This is a genomic window from Pararoseomonas baculiformis, from assembly GCF_017813395.1.
GTDB lineage: Bacteria > Pseudomonadota > Alphaproteobacteria > Acetobacterales > Acetobacteraceae > Roseomonas > Roseomonas baculiformis.
Window position 1 is genome coordinate 1 of the sequence record NZ_JAGIZB010000036.1, and the last position, 15589, is coordinate 15589.

At 71.7% G+C, this 15589-nt stretch carries 18 protein-coding genes; 11 read left to right on the plus strand and 7 right to left on the minus strand.

The annotated features are described in order from the left end of the window. Positions 1-394: 394 nt before the first annotated feature. Together J8J14_RS22010 and J8J14_RS22015 are read right to left on the minus strand one after the other, a co-directional pair. Positions 395-1105: an IS6 family transposase gene (locus J8J14_RS22010; RefSeq protein ID WP_209381698.1), complete on the minus strand. Its 711-nt coding sequence runs from the start codon at positions 1103-1105 to the stop codon at positions 395-397. A 16-nt stretch (positions 1106-1121) separates the two neighbouring features. Next, complete coding sequence (locus tag J8J14_RS22015; RefSeq protein WP_209381699.1) at positions 1122-2186, minus strand: recombinase family protein; 1065 nt, start codon at positions 2184-2186, stop codon at positions 1122-1124. A gap of 293 nt (positions 2187-2479) precedes the next feature. On the opposite strand from J8J14_RS22015, the gene J8J14_RS22020 reads away from it, so the two are divergent. Continuing rightward, a complete protein-coding gene (locus J8J14_RS22020) occupies positions 2480-2677 on the plus strand; it encodes a DDE-type integrase/transposase/recombinase (protein WP_408896517.1) in 198 nt (65 codons plus the stop codon). 67 nt (positions 2678-2744) lie between these two features. Here J8J14_RS22020 and J8J14_RS22025 read toward each other — a convergent pair whose 3' ends face one another. Continuing rightward, the gene (locus tag J8J14_RS22025; RefSeq protein WP_342452513.1) at positions 2745-4040 is read right to left on the minus strand and encodes a DNA cytosine methyltransferase; all 1296 of its coding nucleotides are present in this window, start codon (positions 4038-4040) and stop codon (positions 2745-2747) included. 170 nt (positions 4041-4210) lie between these two features. Here J8J14_RS22025 and J8J14_RS22030 point away from each other — a divergent pair, with 170 nt between their 5' ends. Together J8J14_RS22030 and J8J14_RS22035 are read left to right on the plus strand one after the other, a co-directional pair. Continuing rightward, a complete protein-coding gene (locus J8J14_RS22030; protein WP_342452514.1) occupies positions 4211-4498 on the plus strand; it encodes a helix-turn-helix domain-containing protein in 288 nt (95 codons plus the stop codon). Then, on the plus strand, positions 4498-5556 hold the full coding sequence (locus J8J14_RS22035; protein ID WP_209381702.1) for a Cfr10I/Bse634I family restriction endonuclease: 1059 nt from the start codon (positions 4498-4500) through the stop codon (positions 5554-5556). Before J8J14_RS22030 ends, J8J14_RS22035 begins: the two co-directional genes overlap by 1 nt. Here the strand turns inward: J8J14_RS22035 and J8J14_RS22040 are convergent. Continuing rightward, the gene (locus J8J14_RS22040) at positions 5498-5983 is read right to left on the minus strand and encodes a very short patch repair endonuclease (protein WP_209381703.1); all 486 of its coding nucleotides are present in this window, start codon (positions 5981-5983) and stop codon (positions 5498-5500) included. The two genes, J8J14_RS22035 and J8J14_RS22040, sit on opposite strands and share 59 nt — an antisense overlap. 15 nt (positions 5984-5998) lie before the next feature. On the opposite strand from J8J14_RS22040, the gene J8J14_RS22045 reads away from it, so the two are divergent. The 8 genes from J8J14_RS22045 (at position 5999) to J8J14_RS22080 (ending at position 11307) form a co-directional block, all read left to right on the plus strand. After that, positions 5999-6301: a hypothetical protein gene (locus J8J14_RS22045; protein ID WP_209381704.1), complete on the plus strand. Its 303-nt coding sequence runs from the start codon at positions 5999-6001 to the stop codon at positions 6299-6301. Between the two features lie 212 nt (positions 6302-6513). After that, complete coding sequence (locus tag J8J14_RS22050; protein ID WP_209381705.1) at positions 6514-6993, plus strand: SIR2 family protein; 480 nt, start codon at positions 6514-6516, stop codon at positions 6991-6993. Positions 6994-7123: 130 nt separating this feature from the next. Continuing rightward, a complete protein-coding gene (locus tag J8J14_RS22055; RefSeq protein WP_209381706.1) occupies positions 7124-7339 on the plus strand; it encodes a hypothetical protein in 216 nt (71 codons plus the stop codon). Between the two features lie 72 nt (positions 7340-7411). Beyond that, positions 7412-7663 carry a hypothetical protein gene (locus J8J14_RS22060; RefSeq protein ID WP_209381707.1) on the plus strand — a complete coding sequence of 84 codons (252 nt, stop codon included), beginning with the start codon at positions 7412-7414 and terminating at the stop codon, positions 7661-7663. A gap of 68 nt (positions 7664-7731) precedes the next feature. Then, a complete protein-coding gene (locus J8J14_RS22065; protein WP_209381708.1) occupies positions 7732-8325 on the plus strand; it encodes a MerR family transcriptional regulator in 594 nt (197 codons plus the stop codon). Then, the gene (locus tag J8J14_RS22070) at positions 8322-9650 is read left to right on the plus strand and encodes a vWA domain-containing protein (protein WP_209381709.1); all 1329 of its coding nucleotides are present in this window, start codon (positions 8322-8324) and stop codon (positions 9648-9650) included. The genes J8J14_RS22065 and J8J14_RS22070 overlap by 4 nt, the downstream gene beginning before the upstream one ends. Positions 9651-9727: 77 nt before the next feature. Further along, on the plus strand, positions 9728-10723 hold the full coding sequence (locus J8J14_RS22075; RefSeq protein WP_209381710.1) for an ADP-ribosylglycohydrolase family protein: 996 nt from the start codon (positions 9728-9730) through the stop codon (positions 10721-10723). Beyond that, a complete protein-coding gene (locus J8J14_RS22080) occupies positions 10720-11307 on the plus strand; it encodes a cyclin-dependent kinase inhibitor 3 family protein (RefSeq protein WP_209381711.1) in 588 nt (195 codons plus the stop codon). The genes J8J14_RS22075 and J8J14_RS22080 overlap by 4 nt, the downstream gene beginning before the upstream one ends. 18 nt (positions 11308-11325) lie before the next feature. Here J8J14_RS22080 and J8J14_RS22085 read toward each other — a convergent pair whose 3' ends face one another. From J8J14_RS22085 to J8J14_RS22095, 3 genes are all read right to left on the minus strand, one after another. Continuing rightward, complete coding sequence (locus J8J14_RS22085; RefSeq protein WP_209381712.1) at positions 11326-11715, minus strand: type II toxin-antitoxin system VapC family toxin; 390 nt, start codon at positions 11713-11715, stop codon at positions 11326-11328. Continuing rightward, positions 11715-11957, minus strand: coding sequence for a type II toxin-antitoxin system Phd/YefM family antitoxin (locus tag J8J14_RS22090; RefSeq protein ID WP_209381713.1), 243 nt, complete (start codon positions 11955-11957; stop codon positions 11715-11717). The genes J8J14_RS22085 and J8J14_RS22090 overlap by 1 nt, the downstream gene beginning before the upstream one ends. A gap of 140 nt (positions 11958-12097) precedes the next feature. Continuing rightward, positions 12098-15589 carry an AAA family ATPase gene (locus J8J14_RS22095; protein WP_209381714.1) on the minus strand — a complete coding sequence of 1164 codons (3492 nt, stop codon included), beginning with the start codon at positions 15587-15589 and terminating at the stop codon, positions 12098-12100.

Here is a 15589-nt window from a genome sequence, read left to right on the forward strand (position 1 = left end):
CACCCGAGGTGCTCCTGCCATCAAATCCGCCGCCCCCCGCCGCGGCCCTATCCAACAGCTCAGGCCAAGCAGTAGCCATGCTCCACTAAAAATCCGCCCGGACCCCCTCGTGGGGGCTGGTCATCGCCCTGACGACCCTCGCCTGCGCCGTTATCTGCTTGCGACAGATCAGAAGGTTTTGTCCTTAAGCTTTTATTCGGTGAGCATGGCTGATCGCTGCCTCACCATCCCTATTCCGTCGAAGCAAGGCTGCAATCCGCTTCGCCGACTCAAGGCGGATAGCTCTCCAAGGCAACAGGTCGGCGACGGTTCGAATCCGGGCGCACTCCCTTCGCCAGGTGTTGTCAGGTTGGCGATGGCGCCGACGCAGGGATCTTACGGGCGGGTGATGGCCTCACACAGCATGAGCAACTGCAGTCACATCTCGCCATGCTCGGAATGCGGCGCCACGGACGCTCCGATATGCGGCGGCAGTCAGGTAGTGACGGCGAAGTTGGAAGTGGCTGTGGATCCGGCTGTGTGTGGAGAGGAAGCGTTGCGCATGGCGCACCGACTTGAAGCGCTGCGTCTGCTGGCCTCGTCGCCGCGTTGGCTGGTGTGACACTTCCGCCCGGTTGTTGAGATAACGGCTCTGCCGGTGCTCCACCCCAGGCAGGATGTCGCGCTTCGCGGCAGCGCAGCTCTTCAGCTTGTCCGTCACGATCACACGCGGGATGTATTCCAGACCCTTCAGCAGCTTGCGGAAGAACCGTTTGGCCGCCTTAGCGCTTCGCCGGCTCTGCACGAGAACGTCGAGCATGTTGCCGTCCTGGTCCACCGCGCGCCAGAGATAGTGCTGCTTGCCGCGAATGCGGACAAACACCTCGTCCATGTGCCGTTTGTCGCCCGGCCCCGGTCGCCGTCGCTTCAGCTCATTCGCGAACAGCCGGCCGAAGCGCAGGCCCCACTCGCGGATGGTCTCATAGCTGACCACAATGCCTCGGGCAGCCAGGATCACCTCGACATCCCGCAGGCTCAGGCTGAAACAGTAATAGAGCCAGACCGTGTGCTGAATGACCTCGGCCGGGAACCGGAATCCGCGGAAGGGATTAGGCGAGGCAGTCATACCAAGGACCCTGCCATCACCCGATCAGGCAGCCAACCTGACAAGGCCCCGGCAGCTTGCCGGTGCAGGAGTAGTAGCGGTACCGGTGGATGGTAGTCCGAGCCAAGCAGGCCAGAGCGCACAGGTTGCAGCTGACCAAGCCCCGCAGCAGGTAGGGATGGGCCTTGTTGTTGCGGTGGGCAAAGCGCCGGTTGCTGGCGAGCCGGGCCTGCACACGATCGAACTGCTCCTGGCTGACGAGCGGCGGGATTTCGGCCACCAGGATCCACTCCTCCCGCGGCGCATCCACCCGGCTCATGGCGGAGCGCTTGCGCGGCGCTGTTGCCGAGCGCCGCTCCAACGTGCCGCGGCGGTGCCAGCGATTGCCATAGACCTGACCAGCATAAGCCGGGTTGGTCAGCAGGCCGCGGATGCAGGCCAGGTTCCAACGGGCCAGGCCCGTCGAGGTACGGATGCCGCGCTGCTCCAGCAGGCGTGCCAGGGAGCAAAAGCTGTGAGCTTCATCCGCATACCAGGCAAACATCTCGCGCACGATGGCTGCCTCGGCCTCCTCGATGCGGACACCTGCAGGATCGCGCGGGCGATCTGGATCCACCCGGTAGCCGAAAGGCGCTCTGGTCCAAGGCAGCATCACTCCCGCCTCCAACTTGCGCTGGCGGCCACGCCGCATGCGCTCGGTGATCAGCGTGCGTTCATACTCCGCCACTGCACCGCGGATCTGCAACAGCAGCTGATCATGCGGATCCTGGCTCATGGGGCAGTCGAGGAACTGCACCTCGCAGCCATGTCCCTGCAGCTCCTCCAGCAGCAAAACCTGATGCACGTAGTTGCGCGCCAGCCGGTCCGGCGCGGTGATCAGGACCAGATCGAGGCTGCGGGCCGCGGCGCAATCGCGCAGGCGATCGAGGCCTGGCCGCCGCAGCGAGGCGCCGCAGTAGCCATCATCGCGGAAGACCTGATCAGGGAGGATGTCCCAGCCTTGCTGGCGCGCATGGCCCGTCAGACGCTCAATCTGCTGCTCGGCGGTTTGGGCCTGCGCCTGGCGCTGTGTCGATACCCGCGCATAAAGGGCCGTCCTCATGGCCATCCTCCCGCACGCCGGGGCCGCGCAACCCGCCGGCAGACGCGACGGCCATCTCCCTCGTCCAGGCCAATACCTCCTGGTAGGCCCGATCCCATCGACGCTGGCCATCCGGAGCTGGCCACGCCGTCCGACGCACGGTCCACTGGCATCGCATCTGTCCCTCCCGACTGGAGGGCTAAAGCTGGGGTCGTGCCGGCCTGCCTGGAGCGCTCCTACACCGCCAGCCGAGACCAGCTCAGGCGCAAGCGCGAGCGGCGAACCCAGCAGAATTTGTCATTTGCGATTAGACCATCGAGCAGGACCACCGACGCGTGAAGCGGCTGGTTCGGCCGGGGCTAGGCTTTGCCAGCTTCCGCACGGCACGACGAACGCTGGCGGGCTACGAGGCGATGGCGATGGTCCGGAAGGGGCAAGTTCCGAAACTCGACGGGCGCAACATGCGGGCCCAAGCCGCTTTCATCGCCGAACTGTTCCAGATCGCGGCCTGATCCGCCGCCTCCGCCTTCCATCCGCCGATCACGCGCGCCTTCTCTGCATCCTTGCAACAGAACCCAATCAAGCGAGGGCAGGTTCCCTGTTGCGGCGCTTCGCCGCAACAGCGGGCATGTCGGGCAGCAGCACGCCCTGCATGGGGATGCCCGGATCCTCGATGCGGCCGTCGCAGGCCTCGAGGACGCCCTTGATCATGCGGGCTGCCGCGTAGCCGAGCAGCGGCGGGACGGCATTGCCGACCTGCTTGAGCTGCTGCCACTCGCTGCCCTTAAACACGAAGCCGTCGTGGAAGGACTGCAGACGAGCGGCCTCGCGGACGGTGATCCACCGTTCCAGCCCGGGATGAATCCACTCCGATAGGTCGCGGTGCATCTGCGCCAGGATGGTGTGGCTGGGTAGGTCTGGGTGGAGGCGGCGCCACTTCTCCGGACGCGCGTTGTTCCAGATCTCCACGGGTAGACTGTCGGCCTTGCACCCGGGCTTGAGGAAGGAGATCAGCTTGCGCCGCTTCTCCTGCATCTCCTTGGTGTGGTGGTTATGCAAGAGGGCATCGTCGCCCCGACCGATGGCACGGCGGCGCTTGACCGCCTTGGTGTAGGGACCGGCCGACGCATCCAGCCGCATCGCCTTCGCGAAGGCGGACAGGCCATCTGGTGCCGGGTAGGGCATCGTCTCGCCGGAATGAACGATCTCTGCGGGCAGGTCACCGATCGCTTCCTTCACCGTCACCGGTGTCTTCACCTGCAGCTTGGTCAGCAGCGCCAGCGCGTAGTCGCGCAACGGGAATGGCAGGCGCAGGTCGTCGCGGGTGCCGAAGAAGAACACGCGCTCGCGGGTCTGGGGCACGCCGTAGTCGGCAGCCGAAACCTTCACGAAGGTGACGTTGCGGTAGCCGAGGCTGCCGAGGTGCTGGAGAATTTTGTCCCGGAAGTGCCCCTTCTCCATCAGCAGGAGGTTGGGCACGTTCTCCATGAGCAGCATGCGCGGCTTGAGCGCCTTCACGACGCGCGCGAACTGCAGGTAGAGCTCGTTGCGGTTGTCGAAGAGGTCGCGGGGGCCGATCTGGCTGTAGCCCTGGCACGGCGGGCCGCCGAAGACGAGGTCGATGTCCTGCAGGCGGTACTGCGTCTCATGCCCCGACCCCTTCTTGAGGAAGTCGTGGATGTCGCCCTCGAAGAGCGGCGTCTTGGGAAAGTTCGCCCGGTAGGTCATGCAGGCGTAGCGGTCGTACTCCACCGCCACCGCGATATCGAACCCGGCCAGCTCGATGCCCTCGCAGAAGCCACCGCATCCAGAAAAAAGGCTGACTGCTCTCATCGCGCGGCCCTCCCCAAATGCCGGTGACCCTAAGGGACCCATGATCCTCGGTGTCTATCACCAAATGCCATGCCCACAACAAGCTGACAAGAGTCCCAATGGTCGCGGATCCCGTAGGACAAGGCCTGATTTGAACAGGTGCGCCCCGGTCGCCCCAGCGTTGGCAGGGCATCCAGGGGTAGAATACGGAGTATGAAAGGGACTTATAGTCCGTGGCACCTGGTACGGCCTGCGTGTTCATTTCGCCCCTGGAGGCGCGAATCGTGGACCTGGCCCGGCACTTCGGATCGGCCGTGCGGCGGCAGCGGAACCTCCTCCGGCTGTCGCAGGAGGAGCTGGCGGACCGCGCCCAGCTAGACCGCAGCTATGTCGGCCGGATCGAGCGTGGCGAGCAGAACGCGACGCTGGAGAGCGCCCAGAAGGTCTCCGACGCACTCGGTGTCGGCCTCGACGTGCTGTTCGCGGTGGCGCGCGACATAGCCACGGGCAGGAAGGACTGATGGCGCGCATCTTTCCCGCTGCCCCGGATCCCGGAGCGCAGGTCACCGTCTGCGCCACGTGCCATGCGGCCGGAACGGGCTGCATCCTCGACGTCCGGGTGAACCGGATCCGCAACCGCAACACCAATTTCCGCCTGAACCAGGACCGCCTAGTGGACTGCGCCTTCCGTAGCTACGTCCCTGGCTGTGACGGCGACCCCGACCCCACGCGGCCGTTCGCCGCCTATCGGGCGCAGGCGATCGCCAACCTCCACGCGGCAGGAGCGATCAACTTCCCGGCCCAGGGCACCGACCCCGGCTACGGTTTCAACAGCATCAATGCCCAGGCCCTCGGCAAAGTGCAGGGCGACGTCTACGAGATTCTGGAAGCCGCCGCGCTGTGGAACGCTGCTGCGGACTGGAACACCTTCATGGACAGCGGCACGTGGCCAGCGGGGCCTTTCGCCCAGCCTGTTGGTGCCGTGCCGACCCCGCTACGGCGCGTCGCCATCGTGAAGCTGCCCCGGAACTACGACTCCACACGGCTGCTGACACCCGCCTCGCGCGCGGCCTATAAGGCATTCCAGCAGTCCCTGGAGCGGCAGGGGATGGTGCTCCGCCTCTCGTCGCCGGACATCGTGGGCGTCCGCATCCCTGAGCCGATGCCGTCCTCCTACGACAGGTTCCTGCAGCGTCTGCCCGATCTGTCCATGGCGAGCTACCGCCAGCTCCAGGGAGCACACCAGGCGATCGAAGGAACGCTGGACGGCCGGAACTTCCTCTTCGCCATAGCGGTGAAGACCTCGACCCGGAGCGACCGCCTCTACCAGCCCCTCTTCGAGGCGAACGTCCTCAAGTTCATTATCGGCTTCGTGCTCCGCGGGTCGTCCCTGCGGTTCCACGTCCACATGGAGGACTTCGAAGGGGCGGACGTCGAGGGTGCCTACCGGGCCGCCTCGCTGCCCTCCCTGCTGCTGGGAGGCACTCCGCAGAAAGCTGTGGACAAGCTGTACCAAGCCATCACGCCGCGGGCGACGGCCCAGGAGATCTTGGACGAGATGCCGCTGTTCCCGCTGTAGCGCCTGGCGGCCCCAGGAATTCCCGCAGCCGGGCCACGACGCCGTCCGGGTCGGCCCGGACGTCGCACTCCCAGACCTCTATCACCCGCCATCCCCCGGCCGCCAGCGCCTCGAGGTTGCGGGCATCGCGCGCCTTGTTGGCGGCCAGCTTGGGCACCCAGTACTCCGGCCGGGTGCGGGGCATCTGGCCGAGCGGGAAGCAGCCATGGTGATGCCAGAAGCAGCCGCGGACCTCGACCACGGCGCGCCTAGAGGGGAAGACGAGGTCAGGCTTGCCCGGCAGGTCCTGCCGATGGATCCGGTAGCGGTAGCCAGCCGCGTGGAGCATACGCCGCACCACTAGCTCCGGCTTCGTGTCCGTGCTGCGGTTGGCCACCATGTTGCGGCGGCGGCCTTCACTCGTGCCTTCGAAGGTGGGCCTGGGCATGGCATAGAAGTCAGCATGGAATGTTTACCCGACAACCCCGCCCATGAGAGGCGCTGGCTGCTGCTGGCCGACACGGGCGACCACTCATGGCTAGGCCGCGCCACCAAACCCAGCGAGGACGAGATCGGTGCTGCCGAGGCCTCGCTCCGTCGCGTCGGTACCGGAGGCTTCCTGGTGGTCAGCGAGGGCGACTACTGGTCGAAGGGACCGTTGACCCTGCTGGAGGTGCGACGCCTGAATGGGCCTGGTGCATCCTTCGACGCAGCCGTGTCGGCGTTCCTGGCGAAGCGGCGGATGGCTGTGGAGAACGCCTCGTGAAAGTCAGGCGGGCCGTTGTGAAGAAGCGCTGAATCGGGACCCTGCCCAAAACCGGTTTGCGGAGTTGATTCAATACAGAAAGTTGACGTGAGGGTGGAGGCCCGATCGCCGCCGATCGGGACCCCACCCGTTGGCCGGAATTCTACTTGAGATCATCGGGTTGAGATCGGTTATCGGAGGGGTCATGGTTCGGCGCTTATGGACACTCCGAGGTGTTCCGCCGGCGCTCCCTGCTCTTCGTCGGCAGCGGCCTCGCGGAGAGCTACTTCGTGAACCTCATCGCTGAGACGCTCTTCTCCCTCGGGCCGAGCAGCCAGCCGCACTTCGCGCTGTTCAGCCGCGAGGAGCTGGCGCGCGTGGACGCGGACTTCCTCGCCGTCCGGCTCGGCATCACGCCCGTCTGCTACGGCGAGACCTACGCAGCCCTGCCGCCGGCCCTGGAGCGGCTCTCGGCGACGACGCGGCCGAGCGCCCCGAGCCGCCCGCGAGCTGGCGTGCCTCGGATGCGCAGCGCGGCGTTCGACGTCCCGAGGGGCGGCGGGGACCCCGGGGCTGACGACCTGACCGTCACCCTGCGGTCGGGTCGCCTCCGACCGCCCGGGCCCGGCGCCTGCGTCGTGCTCAGCGTCGGCCGCGACCGTTGGGGGACCGCTTCAAGCCCGGCGTCGGGGAGCAGGCCGGGAGCTTCCTGAACGCATACGAGGCGAGCGGTGCGCCGGGCGAGCCCACCTACGAAGACGCTCTCGGCCTCCCCAGGGGCGGCTCTTTCAAGTGCACTACGGCGGCCAGCCGGCGCCCGTCTTCCTGCTCGCAGCCCGCGAGATGAACGGCCAGCGCGACGAGGAGGCCCGCAGCCTGGCGTCGATCACCGAGGCCACCGCGGAGGCGCTCGCCGCGGTCGAGCGGGCTGGCTTCGCCGAGGTCTCGATGGGGCTGATGGCAGCCGGCCCGGAGCGGCGGGACGCCGCACCCTACTGCCTGGTCGCGCAGCTCTCAGGCGTGCGAGCGTTCGCCGCGACCCCGCCGACGGGTCCCTAGCGCCTCGCCTCCGTCAGCATCGACATCCTGGACGAGGAGGTCTGGTCAGCCCTGACGCAGGGACGCGTGCCCGTGCTGGACCTCCTGACCTCCCGGCTGGCTCGGGTGCTGGTGCGGGTCGCGGACGGGCAGGGGAGGGTGGAGGAGTTCGCCCTCTCGGTGCCGCACGGAGCCACGGTGGGGCAGGTGCTGGCGAGCTACCGCATCCAGGAGGAGCGGATCCAGGTCACGGTCCGCCCGCTGCCGCGCCAGACCGTCGGCGAGGTGCAGGCCCTCCAGGTCTTCCCCGGCATGGTTGTCGAGGTCGCGCCAGCCCCTGCCTAGGCGTGCCAACCCGGGCTCGAAAATATAGACGTCTTGACATGTCGATAAGTTCGTTTGACCTTCGGGAGGTGACCGCGATAGAACTCTCCCTGGCCGAGCTGGCCGAGGCCTCCGGCCTTCACCCGCGCACCATCCGGTCCTGGGTGGCGCAGGGCCTGCTCGCCGGCCCCGTGTCGCGCGGCCCGGGTGCCCGCTACCCGGCCGACACGCTGGAGCGCCTCCTCGCGATCCGCGCTATGCGCGAGCGCCTGGGCATGCCGCTCTCCGCCGTGCGCCAGGAGCTGCTGGTCGCCACGGCCGAGGCGCTGCGGGAGCACGCCGCGACGGCCGCCGACCTCGCCCCCGAGCCCAGCCCGGCTCCCCAGCCGGACCCGTCCTCCGCCCTCGAGTACCTCAGCAACCTCCGCGCCCGCACGGGCGGGCACCTCCGGCGTGCGCTCGCGGCGGCGCCGCCGGCCAGCGGCTTCGAGGCGCTGGAGCGCCGGCTGGAGGAGGGGCGCCCCGACCCGGCGCGCAAGGCGAGGGCGGAGGAGTGGCTGCGCGTCCCCGTCACCCCGGACGTGGAGCTCACGGTCCGCGGCCCGCTGGATCCCGCCCAGCGCGCCCGGATCGAGCGCTGCGCCGACCTGATCCGCGACACCCTGCTTGGGAGGACTGCATGACCGAACGAGGCACCCCCGCCGCGACGCTCCACCTCGCCGCCGGGCTCGACCGGGCACTGGCATGGGAGGGGGGGCGCTCCGTCCGCTACCTCGTCGCCGACCTCTCCGCCCGGGGGGACGCTCGCACCGCGGGAGATGCGCCGCCGCTGGACCTCGCGCTCGCCGTCGACGTGTCGGGCTCCATGGCCGGCGACAAGCTCGATGCCGCGCGGCGCACGGCCACGGCGGTGGCGGAGGCGCTCGGGGAGCGGGACCGCCTGACGCTGGTGGCGTTCGACAGCGCGGCCGAGCTGCTGCTCGACGCGCGTGCGATGGACGAGGCGGGGCGGCGCGAGGCGGCCGCGGCCATCGCGCGGCTGGAGCCCCGGGGCGGGACGGATCTGTTCGGCGGCTGGCTGCTCGCGGCCGAGCGGGTGGCGACCGCCATGGCGGCCGCGCCGCGCGCCTCCCACCGCGTGGTCCTGCTGTCGGACGGCCAGGCGAACGAGGGGGTGACCGACCGCGCGGAGCTGTCGCGCCACGCCGGCGCGCTGCTCGCCCGGGGCATCCTCACCTCCACGGTCGGGATCGGCGACGGCTACGACGAGGAGCTGCTGGGCGTCATGGCCGAGGCGGGCGGCGGGCGACTGCACGATGCGGGTGCCGCCGACGACGTCGGCTATCTCGTCCTGGACGAGCTGCGGGAGGGGCGGCACGCCCTGGTCGAGCGTACGACGCTCCGCCTCTCCGTGCCGGCGAGCGTCACCGCCGAGGTGGTCGGCTCCTGGTCCCACGCGGCCCTGGGCGGTTCGGTGGAGGTGATGGTCGGGGCCCTCCTTCCCGAGCGCGACAGGCGCGTGGTCTTTCGCCTGCACCTCCCGGCCGGCGAGCCGGGCACGTCCCTCCTGTTCGGGCTCTCGGCGAGCGGCGCCGCGCCGGACGGCGGCGCCTTGCTGGAGGCCGGACCGGTCGAGGTGGAGCTGCGGCTGGCGCGGGGCGCGGAGAACCGGGCGCAGCCGCTCGACGCCGACCGGGCGCTCGCGGCGGTGCGGGCCTGGCAGGCGGAGGTGCTGCGCCGGGCGGTGCGGATGAACCGGGACGGCGACCGTCGCGCGGCGCGGCACTACCTTGAGCGCGAGATCCGCTGGATGGAGCGCTACGCGCGCACCCTGCCGGCGGCCGAGCCCCTCCTGGCCGAGCTGGTGCTGGTGCTCCGCCGCTCGGAGGAGCGGTGGAACGAGCGCACGCGCAAGGAGGTCTACGCCGCCTCCTTCCGCCGGTCCCGCTACGAGGCCGAGCCCGCAGCGGCGCCCCGGGCGTCGATCAGCGATCGCTTCGCTCGCTGAGGCGGAACCCCGCCCGCAGCCGAGCCCAGCTCCATCCGGGAGGAAAGACCATCCGCAACCCAACCCACACGCCCAGCGTGCCCGCTCCCGGCGACGAGGACGCGGCCGAGGACATCCTGCTCTGGGTCGAGGGACCCGAGGCCATGGCCGAGGTGAGGGGGGCGGCCGCCTCCCTCCTGGCCGACCGAGCGCGCGGCGCCCTGCTCGGCCTGGCAGTGGGCGACGCCCTCGGCACGACGCTCGAGTTCTCGACCCGCGATGACCACCCGCACCACGCGGAGATGACGGGCGGCGGCCCCTTCGGCCTGGAGCCGGGGCAGTGGACCGACGACACCAGCATGGCGCTGGCCCTGGCCGAGAGCCTGATCGCCCATCCGGACCTCGACGCCCGCGACCTGATGGACCGCTTCGTGTCCTGGTGGCGGGAGGGGCAGTACTCCTGCACCGGCGCCTGCTTCGACATCGGGATCGCCACGCGCGACGCCCTGGCGCGCTATCTGAGGAGCGGCGACCCCTTCGCGGGCTCCACCGATCCGTACTCGGCGGGCAACGGCTCGCTGATGCGGCTGGCGCCGGCGGCGATCCACGCCCTCCACGACCCCGCGTTCGCGCAGCACTTCGCCGTGCAGCAGAGCCGGACGACGCACGCCACGCCCCAGGCGGTGGAGGCCTGCGCCCTCTTCGCGGAGCTGCTGGTGGGGGCGATGCAGGGCGTGCCAGGGGCGGAGCTGCTGGAGCCGCGCGAGTGGAGGGGCGACCCGGCGATCGCCGCCGCGGCGAGGGGTGATTGGCGCGGGCGGCCCCGCTCGGCCATCCGCTCCTCCGGCTACGTCGTGCACACGCTCGAGGCGGCGCTCTGGGCGGTGGAGCGGACGGAGAGCTTCGAGGAGGCGCTGGTCCTGGCGGTGAACCTCGGCGAGGACGCGGACTCCGTCGGCGCGGTGACGGGCCAGCTGGCCGGTGCGCTCTACGGGATGAGCGGCATCCCGCCCCGCTGGCTGGAGCCGCTGGCCTGGCGGGAGAGGCTGGTGGAACTGGCCGACGCGCTGCTCGCGGGGGAGGGATGGAGGTGAGCCGGACGGCGTTCCTGACGAGCGAGACGCACCCGCTGCGGATCGAGCCGGTGGCCGCGCCCGGAGGCGGGCTGATCGGCATGACCTTCTGCCCCGGCAAGGTCCAGCCCGGGGGCCTGGGCGGGAACTGGCGCCGCGACCTGGCGCTGGACCTGGACGCGGTCCGGGACTGGGGAGCGGTGGCCGTGGTGACGCTGATGGAGGAGCACGAGCTGGCCCGCTACCGCGTGGCCGCGATGGGCGAGGAGGTGCGGGCCCGCGGCATGGCCTGGCTGCACCTGCCGATCGCGGACGCCGACGTGCCGGACGAGGCCTTCGAGGCGCTGTGGCTCGAGGCCGGGCCGCGGCTCCTCGCCTGGCTGGGCGAGGGCAGGCGCATCCTGCTGCACTGCCGCGGCGGGCTGGGCCGCACGGGCCTCGTCGCCGCCCGCCTGCTGATCGAGCTGGGGACCAAGCCGGACGCGGCGGTGAGGGCCGTTCGCGCGGCCCGGGCCGGCACGATCGAGACGCGGGCGCAGGAGGCCTACGTGCTGGGCCTTCCAGCCACGGCGCTGGGCGGCACCCGGCTGCAGCAGCGTCGCTAGTCCTCTGCCTTCGCGTCCCTAGCCAACCAGGGTGACCAGCTCGGAGTAGGGGGGCAGCAGCGGATCGGCCGTGTACAGGCGCATCGGCCCGGCCAAGGCCTGGGCAACAAGCAGTCGGTCGAAGGGGTCGCGATGGTGCGGTGGCAGGTCAGCGACGCGCGCCGCGACCTCCGCCCGCACCGGCAGCTCCGCGAAGCCGGCCTCGAGGGCAGCCTGCGCGACCTCCTCGGGCCGCACGGCGAAGTCCGGGCGGCCGAGCCCGGCCTTGATGGCCACCTCCCAGATGCTGGCGGCGCTGAACAGCACCTCGTTCTCCGGGTCCTCGATCACTGACCGCGCCTTGCCGCCGAGCCTCTCTGGCTCGGCAAGGGCCCAGAGCAGCAGGTGGGTGTCGAGCAGCAGCCGCATCAGCGCCCCTCGAAGTCGTCGAGGACCTCGGAGGGGAGTGGCGCGTCGAAGTCAGCTGGCACCTTCATGCGGCCGGCCAGGGCACCGAGCACACGCCGCGGCTTGCTCGCCGGGCCCGCGAGCGGGACCAGCTTGGCCACCGGCTTTCCGGCACGCGCGATGACGATCTCGTGACCGGCCGCAGCGGTGTCCACCAGGCGCGAGAGCTGCGTCTTGGCGGCGTGGATGTTGATCGTCTCCATGGAGACCTCACCTGGACTAAGCTTAGCCCATATAGGGCCGGAAGGGCTTCCTTGGTAGGACTGACATCGACGGTGGGGAGGCCGGTCCGTCGTTCTTGATCGCGAGGCGGCGTCGGATCCTCTCGGCTGCATACGGCCCCTCACGATGCGAGCCGCTGGAGGTGGATCGCCGAAGTCGGCACAGCCGCCCGGAGCACCGGCACGAGGTGTTCGTGGTGGCTGAGCAGGATGACCTGAGCCGTCCCGCTCAGCTCCAGGAGCGCCCGGAAAGCCGCCGCGGCGCGCCCGTCGTCGAAGCTCTGCAGGATGTCGTCCCCGAGGAAGGGCAGCACGGTCCCGGCTGCGGCCTGGTCCTCGATGGCTACCAGCCGCAGGGCGAGGAAGAGCGCGTCCCGCGTGCCCTCCGAGAGGCCGTCGACCCCCGTCTCCTCCTCCGGGAAGGCGCGCGATCGGAGCGTGAGGCGTGCCGTGCCGCGCTCGTCCTCCTGGGAGGCGACGCCGGCGTAGGTGCCCCCGGTCAGCGTCGAGAAGGCGGTGCTGATCCGACGAAGGAGTGCGTCGTCCGCGCCCTCCTGCACGGCGCCGAGCGCGGCGTCGAGCAGCCCGGCGGCAACCTGCAGGAGCAGCGCGTCCTCCAGCGTCCGGCCGAGCAGCCCCGCGGCGGCGGCCTCGTCGGCGGCGGCCCGCAGGGCCACGTCGTCGCCCGACACCTGCCGCATCTCCAGCTCCAGCCGGGTAACGGCGGCCACTTGGTCCTGGGCCTCGCCTGCATGGCGCTCCCGCGCTGCCTCCGCCTGACTGAGCGCGGCCTCCAGCTCCCCGGACGGCACGGCCTCAGCCTCGGCCCGCAGGACTTCCAGCGGCAGGCCGTCGCCGCCGGCCAGGAGTTCCTCCTCGGCCGCGACGCGCAGGGCGTCCTGCCGGGCCCGCTCGGAGCCGAGGGCGATCCGCGCCTCCGCCTGCTCCGGCGTCGCCGCCCCCGCCGCGGCGAGAACGGCCCGCAGCCCGGCCTCCGCGCCGGAGAGCGCGGCCTCGCCCTCGCGCAGGGCTTCCACGTCGCGCTCCCGCCCGTCGAGGAGCGCGGCCCGGCGCTCGGCCAGCGCGGCCTCGGCGCGCTGACGGCGGTCGAGGGCCCGCAGCCCCGCCACCGGCTCAGGGTCCGGTGTCAGCCCGAGCGCCCCGCATAGGGCGGCGTAGCCGGCACCGAAGCGCTCCACCGACGCCCGCCAGGCTCCCGCCTGCGCCTCCAGCGACGAGAGCTCGCGTGCGGCCTCGCCGAGGGCATCGTAGGCCAGGAGTCTCTCCTCCAGCGTGCCCGGGGAGGTGCCGGGAGCCACGCCCAGGCGCTCCAGCGCGGCGTCCCACTCGCGCTCCCAGCGTGCGCGGCGCGCCGACGCCTCGGCGCGCTCTCCCTCGACGTCCCGCAGCAGGTCGCGCGCCGCCGCCGCCGCTCCCTCGCGGGCCCGGCGCTCGCCCTCGGCCGCCCGGTGCTGCCGGACGCGCTCCTCCGCCCGGTCGAGCAGGAGAGGCAAGTCGGGGGATGCGACCTCGCCCACCGCCTGGCAGAGGCGCGCCGCCGCGCCCTCCTGCCGCGCGCGCAGCTCGTCGAGGAAGGCGCGCGCCGTCGCAAGTCCCTGCGCCGCCGCCAGCCCAGCCTCCCGAGCGCTGAGCGCGCTCTGCACCTCCGCCAAGGTCGAGTCCTCGGCCTTCCCGAGCGGCCGGACGGCCGCGCCCCAGCGCTCCTGGGCCGCATCACGGGCCTTCAGCGCTGCCTCCCGCGCCGCCGCCGCCGTGCTGAGCTCCGTCTCCTGCTCGGAGAGGACCCGCGTCAGGCGCTCCGCCGTCGCGGCCCGTTCCGCGTCAGCCCAGCGGGCATCGGCCAGACTGTCAGCCTCCGAGACGGCCTCCGCGTAGGCGAGCGGGAGGGGGCGGTCGCCGGCATAGGCCCGCTCCGTCGCGCCCGCCGTCTCCCCGGACAGCCGTCGGAAGATCAGGTCCCATCCCGCCTCGCGCCGCGCCCGCGCCTCGGCCAGGGCCTCCCGGGTGGGCGGGGCGCCACCGGCCAACAGTGCCGCCCGCTCGCGCCTGGTCGCAAGGAGCGCCGCCGCGGCACGACGCAGTGCCTCGTCCGCACGGTTCAGGGCGAGCTCGGCAGCGTCGCGAGCTCCCGACAGGCGCTCCAGCGCGCCGGTGCTGGGCGGGTCCAGGGCGGCCAGCACCGCCGGGTCGCGGAGCCCGACCGGCAGCCCGACCAGCGCCGCGGCGAGCCGGGCGTCGGCCTCGCTGACGCCGCGCCGGGCCGCGGCCAGGCCGGCCACGGGATCGCCCCCCCGCCTGATCTCCGCCAGCAGCTCTTCGAGCCGCCGCGCGTCGGCGGGCGGGGGCAGGGCGGCCAGCGCCGCGTCCGCCTCCGCGAGGCGGATGGCACCCTCCGCCGCGCGACGCGCAAGGCCGGCGAGCGCGGCCTCCTGCCCGGCATCCTCCGCCATCAGCCGCCGCAGCTCCGACAGGAGGCCTGGGGAGGGGAGGAGTGCGGCGGGGTCTGCGTCCTGCTGCTGTCCCAGGGCGCTCAGACCCGCGGCCACACGGTCGCGGGCGGCTGCGAGCGCGGCCTCCGCCTCCGGCAGGCCCTCCTGCGCCTGCTTCACCAGACCGACCGTGCTCGAGAGCGCCGCGATCTCCTCCGCGCGCCCCAGCAGGGCGTCGTCGGTCACGACCCCGGCGATCTCCGCGTCCAGCTGAGCCAGGGCGGCTCGCGCCGTATCCACCCCGTGCGCCGCCAGGGCGACGGCCCCGCGTGCGGCGGGCAGGCGCGCGGCGAGGTCGGGCGGCAGGTGCGGCGCCTCCGGGTGCGCCTCCAGCCAGGCGAGGGCGGCCGCATGGCGCAGGAGGTGAGGTCGGGTGCGGCGGACGCGCTCGAGCCGGCGCAGCGCCTCGCCCGCCTCGGCGGCGGCGCCGTTCGCCGCGTCGCGCGCCGCCTCGGCCTCCCGCAGCTCCCGCTCCCGCTCAGCCCACTCCTGCGGCCGCACGAGCGCCTGCCGGAGGGTCTTCCGGCTGTCGGACCAGCGGTCGAGCGCGGCGTAGAAGGGGCGCGTGGCCGTCCGGCGCTGCGGCGCTAGCCTGTCGCGCTCCTCCTCCAGCCCGCGGCGGAGCGCCGAGGCCTCGCGCAGGCCCCCGGACGCCGCCAGCAGCGCGTCGGCCAGGGCGCCGCCGGAGGAGAGGAGGTCCCGCCCGCCCTGGCGCAGCCGCTCCGTGTCGAGCGCGAAGAGCTGAGACAGCAGCTTGGCGTCGGCACGCCCGAGCAGCCGGTCCATCCAGGCCTGGTCGAGTGGGGCGTCGTCGGGGCCGGTCAGGGTGTTGCGCAGGCCCTTGCGCCGGGTGAAGGCGAAGGGACTGCCGTCGGGCGCGAGGCCGGTGGCGGAGAGCTGCATCCCGGCATAGCCGTGCCGGAACCCCATCGGGGTCTGCCCGCCGATGCCGAAGAGCAGCTCGCCGAAGGCGTGGCGCAGCACCGACTTGCCGGCGCCGTTCGGGGCGAGAACGAGGTTGATCCGCCCCGGCGCGGGGTCGAAGGAGAGCGCCGCCTCCTCGAAGGGACCGTAGCGACGGAGGGTGAGGCTGGTCAGTCGCAC